This window comes from Piscibacillus sp. B03 (genome assembly GCF_052246295.1).
Classification (GTDB): Bacteria; Bacillota; Bacilli; order Bacillales; family Alkalibacillaceae; genus Piscibacillus.
In genome coordinates this window covers 180,778-199,856 of sequence record NZ_JBQQCO010000002.1, presented here as the reverse complement: position 1 = coordinate 199,856, position 19,079 = coordinate 180,778, and the positions used below count along the sequence as shown (strand labels likewise).

At 36.3% G+C, this 19,079-nt stretch carries 18 protein-coding genes, 1 other RNA gene and 2 other annotated features (1 of these 21 running past the window's edge); of the genes, 1 reads left to right on the top strand and 18 read right to left on the bottom strand.

The annotated features are described in order from the left end of the window. The 14 genes from ACTWQB_RS02655 to ACTWQB_RS02590 all read right to left on the bottom strand — a co-directional run bounded on the left by ACTWQB_RS02655 (nucleotide 1) and on the right by ACTWQB_RS02590 (nucleotide 13,778). Nucleotides 1-642 (bottom strand): O-methyltransferase, encoded by a 642-nt coding sequence (locus ACTWQB_RS02655; protein WP_443137633.1) that lies wholly within the window; start codon nucleotides 640-642, stop codon nucleotides 1-3. A gap of 70 nt (nucleotides 643-712) precedes the next feature. Then, nucleotides 713-1,831 carry an endolytic transglycosylase MltG gene (mltG, locus tag ACTWQB_RS02650; RefSeq protein WP_443137632.1) on the bottom strand — a complete coding sequence of 373 codons (1,119 nt, stop codon included), beginning with the start codon at nucleotides 1,829-1,831 and terminating at the stop codon, nucleotides 713-715. Nucleotides 1,832-1,938: 107 nt separating this feature from the next. Then, nucleotides 1,939-2,217, bottom strand: coding sequence for a DUF1292 domain-containing protein (locus tag ACTWQB_RS02645; RefSeq protein WP_443137631.1), 279 nt, complete (start codon nucleotides 2,215-2,217; stop codon nucleotides 1,939-1,941). Between the two features lie 17 nt (nucleotides 2,218-2,234). Then, entirely contained in the window at nucleotides 2,235-2,651 is a 417-nt protein-coding gene (gene ruvX / locus ACTWQB_RS02640; RefSeq protein WP_443137630.1) for a Holliday junction resolvase RuvX, read from the bottom strand. Between the two features lie 2 nt (nucleotides 2,652-2,653). Continuing rightward, nucleotides 2,654-2,917, bottom strand: a complete 264-nt coding sequence (locus ACTWQB_RS02635; RefSeq protein ID WP_443137629.1) for an IreB family regulatory phosphoprotein — start codon at nucleotides 2,915-2,917, stop codon at nucleotides 2,654-2,656. Nucleotides 2,918-2,965: 48 nt separating this feature from the next. Beyond that, nucleotides 2,966-5,611, bottom strand: a complete 2,646-nt coding sequence (gene alaS, locus ACTWQB_RS02630) for an alanine--tRNA ligase (protein ID WP_443137628.1) — start codon at nucleotides 5,609-5,611, stop codon at nucleotides 2,966-2,968. 192 nt (nucleotides 5,612-5,803) lie between these two features. Continuing rightward, nucleotides 5,804-6,010: a binding site (T-box leader), on the bottom strand. 97 nt (nucleotides 6,011-6,107) lie between these two features. Continuing rightward, nucleotides 6,108-6,257 (bottom strand): hypothetical protein, encoded by a 150-nt coding sequence (locus tag ACTWQB_RS02625; protein ID WP_443137627.1) that lies wholly within the window; start codon nucleotides 6,255-6,257, stop codon nucleotides 6,108-6,110. 18 nt (nucleotides 6,258-6,275) lie between these two features. Then, entirely contained in the window at nucleotides 6,276-6,452 is a 177-nt protein-coding gene (locus tag ACTWQB_RS02620; RefSeq protein ID WP_443137626.1) for a hypothetical protein, read from the bottom strand. Nucleotides 6,453-6,578: 126 nt separating this feature from the next. After that, nucleotides 6,579-8,882, bottom strand: a complete 2,304-nt coding sequence (gene recD2, locus ACTWQB_RS02615) for an SF1B family DNA helicase RecD2 (protein ID WP_443137625.1) — start codon at nucleotides 8,880-8,882, stop codon at nucleotides 6,579-6,581. 21 nt (nucleotides 8,883-8,903) lie between these two features. Continuing rightward, nucleotides 8,904-9,566 (bottom strand): tetratricopeptide repeat protein, encoded by a 663-nt coding sequence (locus ACTWQB_RS02610; RefSeq protein WP_443137624.1) that lies wholly within the window; start codon nucleotides 9,564-9,566, stop codon nucleotides 8,904-8,906. An 84-nt stretch (nucleotides 9,567-9,650) separates the two neighbouring features. Continuing rightward, nucleotides 9,651-10,763: a tRNA 2-thiouridine(34) synthase MnmA gene (gene mnmA, locus ACTWQB_RS02605; protein WP_443137623.1), complete on the bottom strand. Its 1,113-nt coding sequence runs from the start codon at nucleotides 10,761-10,763 to the stop codon at nucleotides 9,651-9,653. Nucleotides 10,764-10,775: 12 nt separating this feature from the next. Beyond that, on the bottom strand, nucleotides 10,776-11,930 hold the full coding sequence (locus ACTWQB_RS02600; protein WP_443137622.1) for a cysteine desulfurase family protein: 1,155 nt from the start codon (nucleotides 11,928-11,930) through the stop codon (nucleotides 10,776-10,778). Between the two features lie 12 nt (nucleotides 11,931-11,942). Next, nucleotides 11,943-12,362, bottom strand: a complete 420-nt coding sequence (cymR, locus tag ACTWQB_RS02595; RefSeq protein ID WP_443137621.1) for a cysteine metabolism transcriptional regulator CymR — start codon at nucleotides 12,360-12,362, stop codon at nucleotides 11,943-11,945. 123 nt (nucleotides 12,363-12,485) lie between these two features. Further along, nucleotides 12,486-13,778 (bottom strand): replication-associated recombination protein A, encoded by a 1,293-nt coding sequence (locus tag ACTWQB_RS02590; protein WP_443137620.1) that lies wholly within the window; start codon nucleotides 13,776-13,778, stop codon nucleotides 12,486-12,488. 202 nt (nucleotides 13,779-13,980) lie between these two features. Between ACTWQB_RS02590 and ACTWQB_RS02585 the strand changes: the two genes are divergently transcribed. Further along, on the top strand, nucleotides 13,981-14,595 hold the full coding sequence (locus tag ACTWQB_RS02585; protein ID WP_443137619.1) for an RsfA family transcriptional regulator: 615 nt from the start codon (nucleotides 13,981-13,983) through the stop codon (nucleotides 14,593-14,595). Nucleotides 14,596-15,113: 518 nt separating this feature from the next. Here ACTWQB_RS02585 and ACTWQB_RS02580 read toward each other — a convergent pair. The 4 genes from ACTWQB_RS02580 to hisS all read right to left on the bottom strand — a co-directional run bounded on the left by ACTWQB_RS02580 (nucleotide 15,114) and on the right by hisS (nucleotide 18,864). Next, entirely contained in the window at nucleotides 15,114-15,392 is a 279-nt protein-coding gene (locus ACTWQB_RS02580) for a hypothetical protein (RefSeq protein ID WP_443137618.1), read from the bottom strand. Nucleotides 15,393-15,526: 134 nt separating this feature from the next. Continuing rightward, nucleotides 15,527-15,708, bottom strand: a non-coding RNA gene (gene ssrS / locus ACTWQB_RS02575) — 6S RNA. A 102-nt stretch (nucleotides 15,709-15,810) separates the two neighbouring features. Then, nucleotides 15,811-17,583, bottom strand: coding sequence for an aspartate--tRNA ligase (gene aspS / locus ACTWQB_RS02570; protein WP_443137617.1), 1,773 nt, complete (start codon nucleotides 17,581-17,583; stop codon nucleotides 15,811-15,813). A gap of 12 nt (nucleotides 17,584-17,595) precedes the next feature. After that, a complete protein-coding gene (hisS, locus tag ACTWQB_RS02565) occupies nucleotides 17,596-18,864 on the bottom strand; it encodes a histidine--tRNA ligase (protein WP_443137616.1) in 1,269 nt (422 codons plus the stop codon). A gap of 73 nt (nucleotides 18,865-18,937) precedes the next feature. Then, nucleotides 18,938-19,079: a binding site (T-box leader), on the bottom strand; it runs 86 nt beyond the window's last position.

Genomic DNA, 19,079 nt, shown 5'->3' with positions numbered 1-19,079 from the left:
TCACCTCTTTAATGCAATTGCTACTCCATCCCCAGTTTCCATAATTGTTGTATCATACTCAGGATGTTCGATTAACCAATGATTAAAACGATCGATTTTTTCTCCAAGTTTCACCAAGCGTTTTCGATCGTCTTGTACTTCTTTAGAAACATAACCCTTAAATAAGACATTGTCAATAACTAAAAGTGAACCAGATCTTAGAAATGGTGATATTTTTTTGACATAGTTTATATACTGTCCTTTTGCAGCATCAATGAAAACAAAATCAAACTCATTTTCTTTAATATTATTTAAATATTCGTTAGCATCATCTAAGATTAATTGAATCCGATCAGACAAATTTGCTTTATTCACATTTTGATTTGCTTCCAAATATCTTGTTTCATCTAGCTCTACAGAAGTGATATGTGTTTGCTTATTTGCTAAGGCCATTTGAATTGTTGAATATCCAATTGCAGTTCCTATTTCTAAAATATGTTTAGGTCTATGCAACCTTACAAGTTGTTTTAACAGTTCAACACCATCTGTTTCTATAATAGGAACTCGGTGTTCAGCTGCATAAAGCTCCATCTCCTTAATAAAAGTTTCTTTTTCAAATTTAGCATATAAATTTCGAATGTAATTTTTATTTGAGTCATTCATATCAGGTACCCTCACACATGCATTTGATATTAATATAAAATAGGAGAATGCGCCTCTCGCGCATCCCCTATTAATCTTGTGGTGGTCGATGTTCTTGAATATTTTGATTATGCTCATCTAATGTTTCAGCATAATAAACTTCGCCATCATACCCCGCAACAAAGTATAAATAATTGTGTTCTTCTGGATATAATGCAGCCTGTAACGCATTTTCATGGAAGTTAGAGATCGGCCCTATTGGTAATCCTACATTTTCATACGTATTATAAGGTGAGTCCACCTCTAAGTCTTCATATAACACTCGCTCTTTATGTTCACCTAATGCATACAATACCGTGGGATCAGTTTGTAACGGCATCTCTGGTTCTTGGTTCATACGATTATAGAAAACACCAGAAATTGTTTGTCGATCGTCTTCACCAACCGCTTCTTCTTCTATTAATGAAGCCATTGTAATAGCTTCGTGAATAGACATATTTTGTTCTATAATATCCTGACGATAAGTCATTATACGATTATTAGTTTGTTGGAGCATGATATCAACTACATGTTCGATAGTCGGCTCTTCTTCGTAAAACGGATAAGTAAGAGGGAAAAGATAACCTTCTAGCGGATATCTAATGTCTTCTTTTAGAATTTCATTTTCATCTAGCAATTCAGGATATCTGACTATATATGATTTGATGAATTCCTCATCATTCATTCGTTCTAAAAACTCTTCTTCATCTATTGAAGTTTGTTCCCCAAATATTGAAGCAATTTGCTCGATTGTTGTTCCTTCAGGTATCGTTACAGTAAATAAAGGATCCACCAATATTTTACCTGTTTTTAGTGATTCCACAATTTCATTTAATTGCATATTCTTAGCTAGTTTATATTCCCCTGCTTGAAAGCCTGTCTCATTATTAAACTTAACGTAATATTTAAAAATTGTTGCGCTATTAATAATATTTTTTTCTTCAAGGATACTACCAATTGAGTCGACTGTAGATCCTAGGGGGATCTCAACTTCAATTATAGTATTATCATCTGGGTCTACAGGGCTTAATCCTTCAGATATATATGTATATGCCTTATAACCAACTGTACCTAATGTAATGATTAAGATGGTTAATATAATGACAATAATACGGCGTGAGATTTTTGCTTCTTTAACCCGCTGTTTCTTTAAATCAGAATAACTACTCATTTATTTCCCCCCTACACCCGTAATATTATAAATTATTTTATAATATTTTTCTATCCTTTTTACACTAAAAAATAGGGAATAGCCTCAAAAGGGCTATTCCCTTTATTTTACTCTTCGTCTGAATCAGTAAAGGTTGCCAACATCTCTTCAATCATATCCCATTCTTCGTCTGTTTCAATTTGATAAAGTGTTAAATCATCTTCATTTTGTTCATTTTCTTCAAATCGAAATGCGAAGACTTCTTGTTCTTCTTCTTCAGCTTGCTCTGCTGGGACAGCAACTAAGTAAGACTTCTCTGTTTCATCAACATCAAAAGTAAAGAGAATATCAAATAAATGCTCTTCACCGTTTTCATCTGGAATGATAATCCGTTCTTTTTCGTCCATTATTAAACCTCCTAATATTAATGACTCGCATCTAAATAACTTTGTAAAATCATTACTGCGGCCATTTTATCAATAACTTTCTTTCGCTTACTTCTACTAACATCTGCTTCTAACAATACCCTTTCAGCTGCCATTGTAGTCAGCCTTTCATCCCATAATACTACTGGAAGGTTGAATGTGCTTTCTATGTGCTTTGCAAATGTCTCAGATGATTTAGCACGATCTCCAATTGTATTATTCATATTTTTAGGATATCCCACGACAATTTTACTTATTTCATATTCTTTTAAAATCTGTTCTAATCGTGGAACAGCGGTATCGTAATCCGATTCATCCCATTTTATTGTTTCTAACCCTTGAGCTGTAAAGTGAAGAGCATCGGATACAGCCACACCGATGGTTCTTTCGCCTACATCTAAACCTAAAATTTTCATTTTTATGCCTCTTTATTCGATTTCAAATAATGCTTGACGACTTCTTCAATGATTTCGTCTCTCTCAACTTTTCTAATTAAATTTCTAGCATCTCTGTGACGAGGGATGTATGCTGGATCACCTGACAGCAAGTAGCCGACAATTTGATTAATCGGATTATACCCTTTTTCTTCTAATGATTCATACACCGAGTGTAGAATTTCATTTACTTTTTGCTCTTGTGAATCATCGTTGAACTGGAATTTCATAGTGTGATCATTTGACATCTTCTCATATAACCCCCTCGTATACTTCTACCCTTATTATAAACTTAATTAGGATGAAGTTAAAACACTTTGTACATATTCTTTTGCAACGTTTAAAGCATCATTAATCTTTTCTGGTTGCTTTCCACCAGCTTGAGCCATGTCTGGACGGCCACCACCGCCACCACCACATTTAGTTGCGGCTTCTTTAATTAAATTGCCTGCATGTAACCCTTGATCAATTAGATCTTTAGTAACCCCTGATGCTAACTGTACTTTACCATCCTTCTCCATCGCAAGTAATACTACTACCGAACTTAATTGATTCTTAAGATCATCAACCATGTTTCTTAAAGCATTCATATCATTCACATTAACTTTTGCTGCTAATAGAGGTATTCCGTTAACATCCTCAATCTGTTCAGTAATATTCGCTGATTCATAATTAGCGAGCTTAGCTGCTAATGATTCAATCTCTCTTTCCTTACCCTTCAAATCATCATATAAAGCTTCAATACGGCTAGGAATCTGTTCTGATTTGGTTTTCAATAAGTTTGCTGCTTCTTCTAATAACTTTTCTCTCTGTTCGTAATATTGATAAGCACCATGCCCTGTTCTAGCTTCTACTCTTCTAGTACCAGCGCCAATACCTGTTTCTGTAACGATTTTGAATAGTCCTATTTCAGCTGTGTTTTGAACGTGGCACCCTCCACATAATTCAATACTGTAATCGCCAACTGAAACCACACGAACAACATCTCCATATTTAGCATCAAATAATGCCATCGCTCCCATTTGTTTAGCTTCATCTAACGAACGGTGAGTAATCTCAACGTCAATGGAGTCCCAAATTTTCTTGTTTACGATTTCCTCTATTTCGTTGAGTTCCTCTTGTGTAACCGAACTGAAGTGTGAAAAGTCAAATCTCAGACGATCCGGAGAAACTAATGAACCAGCCTGATTAACGTGATCACCTAGAACATCTTTTAACGCTTGATGTAGTAAGTGAGTTGCTGTATGGTTTTTAATTATTTGATTTCTAAACTGACGGTAAACAGATGCGTTAGCGACCTGTTCAACGTATAAGGTACCGTCTTCAATTTCAATTTGATGTAAGTTTTGTCCGTTTGGTGCTTTCTGTACATCAATCACTTGAGCACGACCTGTATCCGTTTGAATTAACCCTTTATCTGCAATTTGCCCTCCACTCTCAGCATAGAATGGTGTTTCTTTTAGTATGATGTATCCTGTTTCTCCAACATTCAACTCTTCTACTAACTCTTGATTATAAACCATCGCTTCGATTGATGATTGAGTCGTTAATTGTTCGTAACCAACAAATGTACTTTCATTATGAATGTTTTGTAAGACTTCACTTTGAACTTGCATGGAATCAACTTTTTGCCTTGCTTCACGTGCGCGTTCACGTTGCTTTTTCATCTCATCCTCGAAGCCTACTTCATCAATTGAGAAACCTTCAGCTTGCACGTATTCCTCAGTTAATTCTTTTGGAAAACCATACGTATCATATAATGTAAATACCTCATGCCCTGGGAAGACTTGACTACCTTTAGCCTTTTCTTGATCCATGACTTTTTCTAAAATCGCTAACCCTTCTTGAAGCGTCTCGTGGAAACGTTCTTCTTCTGTTTTAATGACACTCTTTATAAAATCTTTTTTCTCCTGAACTTCTGGATAGAAATCATTCATAATCTCTGCAACTTCATCTACTAATTGATACATGAATGGTTCGTTAATATTTAGTTCTTTAGCAAAACGTACAGCACGACGAAGTAAACGTCTTAGTACGTAACCACGACCCTCGTTTGAAGGCAGTGCACCATCACCAATAGCAAAAGCTACAGTGCGAACATGATCCGCTACAACTTTAAACGCAGTATCTTTTGATGTTGATTGTCCATATGTTTCCCCAGAAATTTCTTCAGTCTGTTTGATAATTGGTCTAAATAAATCTGTCTCAAAGTTGGTTTGCGTATCTTGAATAACAGATAATATACGCTCTAAGCCCATACCTGTATCTATATTCTTCTTCGGAAGTGGGGTATAAGTATCATCTGGATTATGGTTAAATTGTGAGAACACAAGATTCCAAATTTCTAAGTAGCGTTCGTTTTCCCCACCTGGATAGAGTTCAGGGTCATTCGGGTCGTTTCCGTATTTCTCACCACGATCATAGAAGATTTCTGTATTTGGCCCACTTGGCCCCTCCCCAATATCCCAAAAGTTCTCTTCAATTCGAATGATACGTTCTTCTGGTACATCGACTTGATCACGCCAAATTGCGTATGCTTCCTCGTCTTCAGGATGAACTGTTACCGATAATCTCTCAGGTTCAAAACCAATCCAATCTTTACTTGTTAGAAACTCCCATGCCCATTTAATGGCGTCTTCTTTGAAATAATCGCCAATAGAGAAATTACCTAGCATTTCAAAGAAGGTGTGGTGTCTAGCTGTAAATCCAACGTTCTCAATATCATTTGTACGAATCGATTTTTGTGCATTCACGATTCTTGGGTTTTTAGGGATAACACGACCATCGAAATATTTTTTTAGTGTCGCAACACCACTGTTAATCCATAATAAAGTAGGGTCATCTTGTGGCACTAAAGAACGACTTGGTTCTACAGAATGCCCTTTTTCTTTAAAGAAATCCAAAAACATTTGTCTTACTTCAGCTGAATTTAATTGTTTCATGACAATTCCTCCTTATATAAATCAGAAAAAATTATTTCTTGCATCAAAATACTTTGTTTTTGGGTACCTATCATTAACTTTCCGAACAGAGTGAGTTTAGGAAGTTTAAGCCGTGCCCGTGGAAAGCGTCCACCAAAAAAACAACTAAGTTTAAAAAGTGCCTAAAAACGAAAATCGCCCCTACATGTAACATGTAGGGACGATGATTCCGCGGTACCACCCTAATTATAAGCATAAATTGCTTATCGTCTCTTAACACCGTAACGTGGTGTAAACGGTGGTGATTAGCCACTCTCTGGAATAGCTTCAATGACCCTTTCACTTAGCACCTCTCTCAGCTAATGAGGCACCTCTCTTCTAAGCAGGTTGTCATTTACTCGGTTCCTTCTACGATTTCAACTTATTTATCTGCCGTTATTATAGATAACCGTTCGCCTTATGTCAAATAAAATATGTAAACGCTAACTCCACAGAGGAGCTAGCGTACAGCTTCAATCTAAAAATAACGCTTCATCAACCTTTTCCCTGTTTTGCGCATTCGCTTCATATAGCGATTCTTTTTGATCATTTTATCGTTATTGCGAATCATCCATCCCATGGCTGCACCCATACCAACTTTAGCGCTGTTCGAAACTATTCGGTTCAACGCCAATCACCAACCTTATTATCCGTTTTCATCTAAAAACAGATCATCTAAAGAAGACAGAGAACCATCTTCTTCTATTTCGCGAACATGCATGGCTCCGTCGACAAAAGCCATTTCAATAAAACAATTCCAACAATAATATTGTTGTTCACCTATTCTTCCAATATCAGAAGACTGACAATTTGGACACTTCATCGGACGAACTCCTTTGTGTTTGATCTGTTGAAGTCTAAAAACAACAAAATGTGTTGCTTTGTCCTCAGCTTATCCAAATCATTTTTATCCTATACACCCGTATAAGATAGTTATAGTTTACCTTCATTACATAAAATCATAAGGCGTAATTTCTTCCTCTTCAGAAGCTTCATTTTCATTTAAATTAGCAGTTACTTCAAATTCTTGAGAGAAGATAGCTTGAATTCTTTGAACAAGTGTCGTGTTTCTTTCATACGCAAAGTTTCTCTTTAAGCCATCTATAAATGCGTTATAATCACCACATATGATTAATGACGTTTTACTACGTGTAATAGCTGTATAAAGTAACTTTTTTACTAACATTCGTTTAAAAGCTTTCACAACGGGTAACACTACGATTGGAAATTCACTTCCCTGTGATTTGTGTATTGAGATCGCATAAGCCAACATGATTTGATTAAAATCTTGCTTTGTATAAGAAACTTGAAGGCCTTCAAAATTGATAATCAATTCATCTTTTTTGTTTTCAGACTCACTCGGTTTCTTAATTGCAATAATTTCACCAATATCCCCATTAAACACTTTTTTCTCAGGCTGATTTACAAGTTGTATTACCTTATCACCCGTTCTAAAAATCGTATCAAAGTGTTGCATTTCTCTTTTTTGATCATCTTTTGGGTTAAAAATCGTTTGAAGGCTTTTATTTAACTGGTTAATCCCTACATCTGTTTTATACATTGGTGCAAGAACTTGAATATCCTTCATAGTATAACCTTTATTCAATGCTCTTTGAACAATTTGTTCAATTACGTTCAATGTATGCTCCTCATGGCTCGGAATGAAGTTAAAATCGCCCGAACGATTCAACTCCATATTTTCAACGTTATCATTTTTAATATGGTGGGCTAATTGAATAATGTATGAGTTCTCTTTTTGGCGATATATTTCTGATAAATGGCTGACCGGAATGGCATTAGCCATTAATAAATCGGACAAAACTTGGCCAGGCCCTACAGAAGGTAATTGATCCTCATCTCCAACGAGTATGACTTTCATATCTGACGGAATGGCTTTAAATAAAGAATTCGCTAGCCAAACATCCACCATTGAGAATTCGTCTACAATGATTACTTCGCCTTCTAATTGGTTTCCTTGATGATATTCAAATGAATCATCACCAGACCAACCAAGTAAGCTATGAATGGTTTTCGCTTTTAAACCAGTGGCCTCTGATAATCTTTTTGCTGCTCGACCGGTTGGCGCTGTTAATATAAAACGGCGCTCTTGGCTAACTTTTTTCTGTGGTTGATAAAGCTCTTCAAAACAAGAAATAATCCCTTTTACGACGGTGGTTTTACCAGTTCCTGGACCACCTGTTAACAGCATGACTTTTTCACTCATAGCTTTTTTAATCGCTTCATACTGCTCTTCACCATAAGCGAATCCTTCTGTTTCTTCAAGTTCACCAATAATTTTTAATAATTCACTTTCATCAAAAGAATCTTCATCATTAATGTCCATGATCCGCTTAAGCTGTGAAGCAATCCCTTCTTCTGAAAAATATAAATGTGGTAAATATATTCGTTGGTTTTCAACTACAATAAGACTTTCTTCTTCTAAATGTTTCGCTCGTTCTTCAAAATCTTCTTCAGTAAGTAAGTGCTGTCTTTGATACAATAATCTGTTCGTCTTTCTAATTAACGAATCTTGATCCATATATACATGTCCGTTCATCGATTCTTGCTCTAAAATATGAAGAATACCAGCTTCAACTCGAGTTGGATGGTCCTCACCAATTCCTAACTCTTTAGCCATTTCATCTGCTCTTTGGAAGCCAAACCCTTCAATACCAAATACGAAAGCATAAGGGTTTTCCTTTAATTGTTGCAACGTATTTTCTTCATACTCTTGATAAATCTTTTGTGCTAACTGTAACCCTATTCCATATTTCGCTAATTCTATAGCGACTTGTTCAAACCCTTGATTAACTCGTAAATCTGCGATTAATTGCTTTTTTGTTTCTTCCTTAATGCCTGGTACTTGATCTAATGCTGTTTCATCACGAAGAATTTGATCAACAGCGTTCAGTCCAAGTGAATTGACAATTCTTTTTGCTGTCTTTTCACCAATTCCATAAAATAAATCGCTTGAGAAATATTTAACTAGGCTGTCTTCTGTTTTGGGCATTTCCTTTTCATATGTAAAAACTTGATACTGTTCACCAAATTTAGGGTGATTTTTCATGGAGCCGTAGAAAATATATTCATTACCATAAGTTAATGGGGGAAAATGGCCTTTTACTACAAGCTCATCTTCATCCACCTCTTCATTAGTTTCAATAACAGAGACCGAAGCAATCGAGAATTGTTCCTCTGCTTTGTGGAAAATCATATGGTTTAATTTCGCTTTGACAAAGCCTTTCTCTGACATTGGCTTTCGGCCTCCTTAAAATTAATGTTTATTTATCATCTCTTCTACTTGCTTCTTTCCATGCCCTGCTAATACGTGGTCTGGCTGAAGTTCTAAAGCCTGATTGAAGTGTTCTAAAGCTTCATTAGGCAATTCTTTATATAAATAAGCTACACCCAAATTATAATGAGCATCACTATGGTTCTCATCTAATTTTAGTACATGCTTAAATTGATTAAAAGCTTCTTCGATTAAATTCGCATACGCGAGTGATAATCCATACTGAAATTGAATATCAACGTCTTCTTTTTCAAGTTCACTTGCTCGTTGAAGATATGGTAATGCTAACTTAGGCTGCTCTTGATTCATTAATGACATTCCGAGCATTAAATATACATCAGCTTCATTCAACCCTTGTTTAATAGCATTTTGATATTGCTGAGTTGCTTCGGAGTAATTTTCTTCTTCAAAATAAACATTTCCCAATCCATAATGAGCCGTCGGAAGCTCTTCTTCCAGCTCTAATGCTTTATTGAAAAAGCGCTTTGCACGGTCGTATTCTCTAATATGAACTAATAAATTACCGAAATTAACATAGCCTATTGGATCTACAGGGTTCTCCTCAATATGTTGATTAAATTGTTGTGCAGCTTCTTCAATTTTCTGGTCTTTCATATACTGTAAACCTTGTTGAATATAATCCAATGTAAGACTCCTCTCTAAATGAATTAGAAAAAGTCACCACATCAAAATGTGCTGACTTTTTCATATATATGATGGTAAAAAGCCTTATGCTAAGTGTTTAACTTGCTCTTCGTTTTTATATACGCGTTCAATGGTTCCCCCACCTATGCAAACATCTTCGTCATAAAATACAACTGCTTGCCCCGGAGTGATTGCACGCTGTTGCTCGTCAAATTGCACCATTAGTGAACCATCTGACTGAGGGTCAATTGTAACTGGACACTCTTCTTGACGATAACGGAATTTCGCTTTACATCTAAACGGTTTAGTGAAGTCACCATCAATTAACCAATTAATGTCAACCGCTTCAAGCCCATCTGCATAAAGGGCATCCTGATTATAGCCTTGTCCAACATACAACACATTTTCCTCTAAGTTTTTACCAATGGCGAACCAAGGTTCACCTGACCCGCCAATGCCTAGGCCTTGCCGTTGACCAATTGTATAATACATTAATCCATCATGTTGCCCTTTCACTTCACCATCTAGCGTTTGCATCTCGCCCGGCTGTGCAGGTAAGAATTCACTTAGAAATTCTTTAAAGTTTCTTTCACCAATAAAACAAATTCCTGTGCTGTCTTTCTTGGTTGCAGTAGCCAAATCATGTTTTTTAGCGATTTCACGTACTTCTTTTTTCTCCATACCACCTAATGGAAACATTATTTTGGGCAAAATTTCTTTAGGAATTTGATTTAAGAAGTACGTTTGGTCTTTATTATCATCAATGCCTTTGACCATTTCATATTGACCGTTTCGTTCACGTACTTGGGCATAGTGTCCAGTTGCTAAATAATCTGCACCTAGAGACATGGCATGGTCTAAAAAAGCTTTAAACTTTATTTCTTTATTACACATAACATCTGGATTAGGAGTACGTCCTGCTTTATACTCATCAAGGAAATACGTAAATACTTTATCCCAGTATTGTTTTTCAAAATTCACTGCATAGTATGGGATATCTAATTGGTTACAAACTCTTACAACGTCTTCATAGTCTTTTGTTGCCGTACAGACTCCAAATTCATCTGTATCATCCCAGTTTTTCATGAAGATCCCAACAACATCATAACCTTGTTGTTTTAAAAGCAATGCTGTAACTGAAGAATCTACCCCTCCAGACATTCCGACAACTACTCTTGTATTTGCATTTTCATTCATGGTTTCACCACCTTATACATTTGAAGATAAACGATTTACAATCATTTCTATTCGATCAGCGACCTGTTCCATTTCTTCAACTGAATTATCCATCCCAAAACTAAAACGTATCGAGTTTCTTAATTTTGGACTGTCTTCACCATACATCGCCTTTAATACGTGTGAAGGATCAATGGAACCAGCCGTGCAAGCCGATCCTGATGATACTGCAACGCCAGATAAATCTAAATTAGTTAAGAAGATCTCAACATCCATACCAGGGAAACTTAAGTTTAAGATGTTTGGCACTTTATGCTCTGAATCTAATTTACCGTTGACTTCATACTGTACACCTTTTTCATTTAATGAATGAATCAATTGATGTGATAACTTTTCATAATGATCTACTCTTTGTTGGCGTTCGTCATTTAGTACTTCGACAGCCTTTTTAAACCCCTCAATCGCTAAAGTGTTTTCTGTTCCTGAACGCCACGTGCGTTCTTGTTCACCACCAAATAAACGTTGTGCAATATTAATACCGTCACGTTTATATAAAAAACCTACACCCTTAGGTCCATAAATTTTATGAGAGGACGCTGTAAGTAAATCGATTTTCAGTTCTTCAACATCGATTTCTTCAACACCATAAGCTTGGACCGCATCTGTATGAAAAGGGATTCCTTTACTTCTAAGTAAGTTACCAATCATATGAATGGGCTGCTTCATACCTGTTTCATTGTTTACAAACATAATCGTAGCAAAGATGGTATCTTTTCGAAGCGCCTTTTTAACATCCATAATATCAACCATGCCGTTTTCATCAACTGGTAAATAAGTTACGTCAAACCCTTCTCTTTCTAACTGTTCACAAGGATGCAGTACTGCATGATGTTCAATCTGAGTTGTAATAATATGATTACCTTTTTTACGATTAGCATAAGCTAAACCAAAAATAGCTAAATTATTCGCCTCAGTTCCACCACTTGTAAAGATCATCGATTCATAATTAGCATTAATACTATTCGCCATTGTCATTCTTGCTTCATCTAATCGCTTACGACTTTCACGTCCAAAGTGATGAATACTAGATGGGTTTCCAAAGCTTTCTTCCATTACTTCGCGCATCTTTTCTTTTACCGATGGATGAATAGGTGTTGTAGCTGCATGATCTAAATAAATTCTGTTCAAAAACATCACCTTCTAAATATAAAACATATTTTCTTCTTGATAATTCGTATCATTGTATTCTATTAAATCCTGTAGAGTTGTTTGTTCTAAAACATCTCTAACAGCATCTCTAATTCGTTTCCATAATTCTCGCTTTGAAGGCTCATCATCATCCATTTCCTCAACTGGACGTATAGGACCTTCTAACGTACGAATGATATCAGCAGCAGTGATTAACTTCGGTTCTCTAGTTAATAGGTAACCACCTTTTGCACCCCGAACACTTTTGACTAAACCTGAATTTCTTAATGGTGCAATTAGTTGTTCTAAATAATGCTCAGATAACTCGTATTCATTGGCAATCGCTTTAAGGGGTAAAGGCTGGTCCCCGTAATTTTTAGCTAGCGCAATCATAATCGTAAGACCATAGCGCCCTTTAGTTGAAATCTTCAATGGATGGGCCTCCCTTAACTTGTTCTAATCTATAGTTTAACTAGTAAATGAAACTTCTATAATAAACTACACAAAACCACCTGTCATTATAGCATGAAGACGCTTTGTGTGCATTCTAAATGTTTAGGACTTCTTCTTTCGTTCTTGTTGTTTTAATTGGTTTAATTTCTCATGCACATTTTTATATCTCTTTTCCTCACCTAAGTCATTAGGTTGATAATATGACATATGACGAATGGAATCAGGTAAATATTCTTGATAAACCCAACTGTTTGGGTAATTGTGAGGGTATTTATATTCTTCACCATGTCCTAAGTCTTTAGCCCCCTGGTAATGCGTATCTTTTAAGTGGTCAGGAACATCTTCGGTCGCCACTTTTTGAACATGTTTAATAGCTTTATCCAACGCTTTATAGGCGGTGTTTGACTTAGGTGATAAACACAATTCAACGGTTACAACAGATAGTGGAATTCTAGCTTCAGGTAAACCTAAACGTTCAACTGATTGAATCGCAGGAAGTACGCGTGCACATAATTGTGGGTTAGCCAAACCTATATCTTCATATGCGATGACTAACAACCGACGCGAAATGGCTTCTAAGTCCCCACCTTCTAATAATCTTGCGAGGTAATATAAAGCTGCATCCGCATCACTACCTCGAATACTTTTTTGAAAGCTAGATAATAAATTGTAATAAATATCTCCTTTGTTGTCATGAGAAAAACCTTTATTCTTTATACAATATTCAACTGTTTCTTTTGTGACGACTATACCTTGATCTGTCTCATCTGACGCATACACAATATCTTCTAACAATGATAAAGCAGTACGCCCATCACCAGTTGTTTCAGCTATTGAGGTTAATAGGCTATCATCCATTTTGACATTCATTTCGCCTAAACCCTTCTCTTCATCCGTTAAAGCACGTTTTAATAATTGAATAATGGCTTTTCGGTCTAAAGGCTTTAACTGTTTTATTTGACCACACCTTGATCTGATTGCGTGGTTAACACTATGAAATGGGTTTTCTGTCGTTGCCCCAATTAGTGTGATGACGCCTTCTTCTAATGCTTTAAGCAATGAATCTTGTTGACTCTTATTAAATCGATGGATCTCATCTATAAACAAAATCGCATCGTTTGTCATTTTCGCTTCACTAATAATGCGTTCAACATCTTTTTTACCTGCAGTTGTGGCATTTATAGCATAAAATTCTTTATTAGTAGAACCTGAAATAGCGAATGCTAAAGATGTTTTACCTGTTCCAGGTTCACCATATAATAACATAGAAGGAACATATCCTTTTTGAATCATTTTATATAATGGTGTGTCAGGACCTACAATTTCATCTTGCCCCACTACTTCTTCTATTTTCTCAGGCCTCATACGATAAGCTAACGGCTCTTGATATAGCATAAACCTTCTCCTTTTAGTTAGACAAAACTCCTATAGTTTCCTATTTTACTATATTTAAGAGGAAGTTTGCGAACTGTAAACACGACTCTAAATTATAAAATCTCGCAAAATTAATAACTATAATTTTTTATATGTATATATTGTTTTTAATTTGCACATGATAGAAATAGAAAACTATCAAATATAAAAGGAGATGAAAATCGTGGTAAAAGTACGACAGGATGCATGGTCTCATGAAGACGATCTATTACTAGCTGAAACTGTGCTACGCCACATTCGTGAAGGTAGCACGCAGTTAAACGCTTTTGAGGAAGTTGGAGATCAATTAAATCGTACAGCTGCAGCATGCGGTTTTCGTTGGAATGCGGAAGTTCGACAAAACTATGAAAAAGCAATAGATTTAGCCAAAAGACAACGAAAACAACGTAAGCAAGCTGAAAAACATAAACTTAAAGAGACTTCAAACTTAAAAACTGTTCAACGCAAACCTACTTACACTTCAACTCAAGAGCACCCATCGATAGATTCGATCATTGCTCAATTACAAAAGCTTAAGTCTAATGACATAAGAATGAGCACTCAAGAAGTTGAAAAATTAAAAGAAGAAAATGAACGATTAAAAGGTGAAAAAGACACCTTAGAACGCGAGCTTGAGAAAATGCATAATGAATATCAATCCTTACAAGAGGATTATCAAACCTTTATCTCGATTATGGAGCGTGCAAGAAAAATGGTCGTGCTAGACGATGATTCGTCTTTGTCGTCCCCGACGTTCAAAATGGAGAAAAACGGAAATTTGCAACAAATCGCGAAGTAAATTAATGAAACTTCACTTCGCGATCTTTTAAACTGTCCTATTCAAAGGGCAGTTTTTATTTTATTAAGAATTTCCTTATATATTTAGAATTTTTCCTCATAAAATCTGATTTTTCCTTGTAAAATTAAAAAATTCCTCATAAATTTAAATTTTTCCTTATATATGAGAATTCTTCCTCATAAAAAGTGTACTAAGAAAAGGCTCCATTTCAAATATGGTGGTGTAAAATTTACACCATCCACTTTTTATCATTTTAATGATTATATTTAACATCGCTCCATCAAAATGCTTCGCTTTCCGCGGGCACGGCTCGAGCCTCCTCGGCCCAAAGAGCGGGGCCTGTGGGGTCTCGAGACTTGTGCTGTTACCGCAGGAGTCTACGCATTTTGATTCCGCTTAGTGCGGCTCACCTAACACAAAAGTGGTTTTATGCTCTTTATTCTGTTATAGATGCTTTATTGAATGATTGTAGCATCAATTGGTGCCATAAAACCTTCGACGCAACCTTTCAAATGATTTTATACCATATCAATCATATCGCCTCTCTTTTTTTCTAGTGTTTTCGTCGACTTTAAGATAACAAGAGATGGCGAATGAGTGTATTTTTTTGTTTTGAATGTGATGTTCAACCTCATCTTTTTATACAGATGAGAATGTGACGAGCGATAGGCGGCGACGCCAGTGGGAACAGCACGAGCTGAAGATCCACTGGGGAAAGCGTATTTCTTTCCCCAGTTAGCTGAAGCCGTGCCCACGGCAAGCGTCCGCCGATAGCGAGTCACAAACCAACGGTTCAATCATCAATCTCTCAACATAATTGTTGTGACAATGGACACCACCACATTTAGTATAGAACCAGAAAAGCGCTAGCTCTGTTATACCACTAAAAAACGCCACTCATTACGAATGGCGTTTGACGTACAATATGTACAACAATCCCAATTGTGCCGTCAATCTGATTATAGTTTTGAACCCGCTCTACGCAGGTGGGTGCCCTGTTTCGCGTTTTGTAAGTCCTCGCTGAGGCATTTACGCTGCGCGAAAACACCAGGCTCCCTTTTCTATAAGTGTTCGGTCAAAACATGTGAAGATCAACGTACACATTAGGATTGTTTGTGTTCATTTGTGTTCATTTGTTTGTGTAATTAAATAATAGCATATTAGCTAAACTGATTCAAGCTCGGACAAGTAGTAAAATCGATGTATTTTTTTCCTTTATTCGCTGGCCTTTCCAATTAACTTTAAGTGCAATTCATCGAGCTGAGAATGGCTTACAGCTGATGGTGCATCAGTTAATGGGTCTGATGCTGAAGCTGTTTTTGGGAATAAGATTGTATCTCTTAAGTTGGTTTTGCCAGCTAAAATCATAACAAAACGGTCTAGTCCTAAAGCAATACCACCATGTGGTGGAGCGCCGAATTCTAATGCCTCTAGTAAGAAACCAAATTGTTCTTGTGCTTCTTCTTCACTAAATCCAAGTGTTTTTAACATTATTTCTTGAAGTTCTTTTTCGTAAATACGTAATGAGCCCCCACCTAATTCAAATCCATTTAACACAACGTCATATGCTTGAGCTTTGACATTTGCTGGGTCTTGTTCTAATTTTTCAACATCTTGAACTTGTGGCATCGTAAATGGATGGTGAGCCGCATGGTATCTACCTTCATCTTCATCATACTCAAATAATGGCCAATCTGTAACCCATAAGAAGTTAAATTGTGACTCATCAATTAGGCCTAATTCTTTACCTAATTTAAGTCTTAAAGCACCAAGGCTGTCAGCTACAACATTGGTTTGGTCAGCAACAAATAATAATAAATCTTGGTCTTCAGCATTTAGTTTTTCAGTTAATTGTGTAACTTCATTTTCATCAAAAAACTTAGCAATTGGCCCGGTAAAACTATCTCCATCAACTTTCATCCAAGCTAAGCCTTTTGCTCCATATACTGCTACATGCTCAGTTAATTTATCGATATCTTTACGAGAGAATTGCCCAGCTGCACCTTTTACATTAATAGCACTAACTTTGCCACCAGATTCAACAGCGCCTTTAAATACTTTAAACCCACTATCTGAAACAACATCACTAACGTTAACTAGCTCTAATCCAAAACGCGTATCTGGCTTATCTGAACCATAACGTTCCATCGCTTCATCGTAAGTCATACGCGGGAATGGTTTAGGAACGTCAATGCCTTTAACTTCTTTTACAACAGATGTAAGCATATCTTCAGTCATGGCCATAATTTCTTCTTGATCCATAAAAGATGTTTCAATATCTAACTGCGTAAATTCTGGCTGTCTGTCTGCACGCAAGTCTTCATCACGGAAACATCTTGTGATTTGGAAATAACGTTCATAACCTGAAACCATTAATAACTGTTTAAATAGTTGCGGTGACTGTGGTAATGCATAGAATTCGCCTGGGTGCACTCGGCTAGGTACTAAGTAATCACGAGCTCCTTCAGGTGTACTTTTCGTCAGCATTGGTGTTTCCATTTCAAAAAAACCTTCCTGATCTAAGTAACGACGTAAAGCTTGAGATGTATGGTGACGTAACTTCATTGTTTCTTGCATCTCTCCACGACGCAAATCTAAATAGCGGTATTTTAAGCGAATTTCTTCTGTTGCATCTGTATTGTTTTCAATCTTAATTGGAAGTGCTTTAGATTTATTTAAAATGTTAACTTCATCTGCTAAAACTTCAATCTCACCTGTTTGCATTTTCGGGTTAATGGTTGACTCTTCACGCTTCTTAACAACACCTTTAACCTCAATAACAAATTCACTTCTTAATGACTCTGCCACTTCTAATGCTTTTTGATTAACATCCGGGTTAAAAACGACTTGAACAATGCCAGAACGATCTCTTAAATCAACAAAGATTAAACCGCCTAAGTCACGGCGCTTTTGCACCCAACCTTTTAATAAAACATTCTCATCTACGTGTTTTGTTGTAATAGTTCCACAATGTGTACGACTTTGCATCTTGATGCCTCCTTAAAATCCAGTTTTTATTTCTTTAGGGATATGTTTAATTTCAACGGTCTTTTGGTCACCTGTCTTTAAGTTCTTAACATTAGCCACGCCGTTTGCAATTTCTTCTTCACCAATGATAACGGCATAAGTCGCTCCTAAGCGATCAGCTGCTTTGAATTGACCTTTAACTTTTTTATCAAGATAGTCTTGATCAGCTTTGACACCTTCTTTTCTTAGTTGGTTCACTATATTGGAAGATGTATATTTAGCTTCATCACCAATAGCGATGACATAACAATCAATACTTTCATCTTGATCTAATTGAACACCTTCAGCATCAAGTGCCATTAATAGACGTTCAATACTTAGGGCAAAACCAATACCTGATATATCTGGCCCGCCAATTTCTTCAATTAAACCACTGTATCGGCCACCACCAGAAAGAGTAGTAATTGCCCCAAATCCTTCTGCTTCACTCATAATTTCAAATGCAGTGTGAGTATAGTAATCCAACCCTCTCACTAATGTCTCATCAACTACATAAGCAATTCCCATTGCATCTAAGTGCTTTTTTACTTGTTCAAAATAAGTTGAAGATTCTTCATTTAAATAATCTAAAATAGATGGGGCTGTCTTCATCGCTTCGTGATCACGGTCTACTTTACAGTCTAATAGTCTCAATGGATTTTTCTCTAGACGACTTTGACAATCTTGGCATAAGTCATCTTTTACTGGTTTAAAATGCTCAATTAATGCATTACGATGAGCTTCGCGACTATCCTTATCACCTAGACTATTGATAACAAGCTTTAATGATTTAAGACCTAATGCTTGATAACAATCCATTGCAAACGCCATAACTTCTGCATCAATAGCCGGTTTAGCACTACCAATTGCTTCTATACCAAACTGTGTAAACTGTCTTGTACGACCTTGTTGTGGTCGCTCATAACGAAACATAGGACCAATATAGTACAGTTTAGTTGGCTGTTCAGGAGAGCCGTGAATTTTATGTTGTACATATGCACGTGCTACAGAAGCCGTTCCTTCTGGTCTTAACGTTAAACTGCGCCCTCCACGATCTTCAAATGTATACATTTCCTTTTGCACAATGTCAGTCGTATCACCAACACCTCTTTGAAACAATTCAGTTCGTTCAAAAATAGGTGTTCTAATTTCTTTATAGTTATAAATTTGAGCTAAATGATTCAATTTCTCTTCAATGACTTGCCACTTTTTAGTTGCTTCTGGTAATAAATCTTCTGTTCCCCTTGGTACATGAATATTCATAAAGCTCCTCCTTAAAATTCAAAATCATTTTATAATTAAAAAAGCCCCTATCAAAGAATTTTCCTGATTCTTTGATAGGGACGAGTTTACCCGTGTTGCCACCCTGATTAGAATGGTTTTGTTCAACCATTCTCACTTCATTATGTAACGCTTTTTAGCGGCCATCACCTACTACAATCGGTTCGATGCGGCACCTCCGGAATGTCTTTCGTAAA

What these genes read in the sequence shown, in the direction of transcription:
- ACTWQB_RS02655 (WP_443137633.1), bottom strand. Translation starts at nt 642, where the DNA reads ATGAATGACTCAAATAAAAATTACATTCGAAATTTATATGCTAAATTT.
- mltG (WP_443137632.1), bottom strand. Translation starts at nt 1,831, where the DNA reads ATGAGTAGTTATTCTGATTTAAAGAAACAGCGGGTTAAAGAAGCAAAA.
- ACTWQB_RS02645 (WP_443137631.1), bottom strand. Translation starts at nt 2,217, where the DNA reads ATGGACGAAAAAGAACGGATTATCATTCCAGATGAAAACGGTGAAGAG.
- ruvX (WP_443137630.1), bottom strand. Translation starts at nt 2,651, where the DNA reads ATGAAAATTTTAGGTTTAGATGTAGGCGAAAGAACCATCGGTGTGGCT.
- ACTWQB_RS02635 (WP_443137629.1), bottom strand. Translation starts at nt 2,917, where the DNA reads ATGTCAAATGATCACACTATGAAATTCCAGTTCAACGATGATTCACAA.
- alaS (WP_443137628.1), bottom strand. Translation starts at nt 5,611, where the DNA reads ATGAAACAATTAAATTCAGCTGAAGTAAGACAAATGTTTTTGGATTTC.
- ACTWQB_RS02620 (WP_443137626.1), bottom strand. Translation starts at nt 6,452, where the DNA reads ATGAAGTGTCCAAATTGTCAGTCTTCTGATATTGGAAGAATAGGTGAA.
- recD2 (WP_443137625.1), bottom strand. Translation starts at nt 8,882, where the DNA reads ATGTCAGAGAAAGGCTTTGTCAAAGCGAAATTAAACCATATGATTTTC.
- mnmA (WP_443137623.1), bottom strand. Translation starts at nt 10,763, where the DNA reads ATGAATGAAAATGCAAATACAAGAGTAGTTGTCGGAATGTCTGGAGGG.
- ACTWQB_RS02590 (WP_443137620.1), bottom strand. Translation starts at nt 13,778, where the DNA reads ATGCTATATCAAGAGCCGTTAGCTTATCGTATGAGGCCTGAGAAAATA.
- aspS (WP_443137617.1), bottom strand. Translation starts at nt 17,583, where the DNA reads ATGCAAAGTCGTACACATTGTGGAACTATTACAACAAAACACGTAGAT.
- hisS (WP_443137616.1), bottom strand. Translation starts at nt 18,864, where the DNA reads ATGAATATTCATGTACCAAGGGGAACAGAAGATTTATTACCAGAAGCA.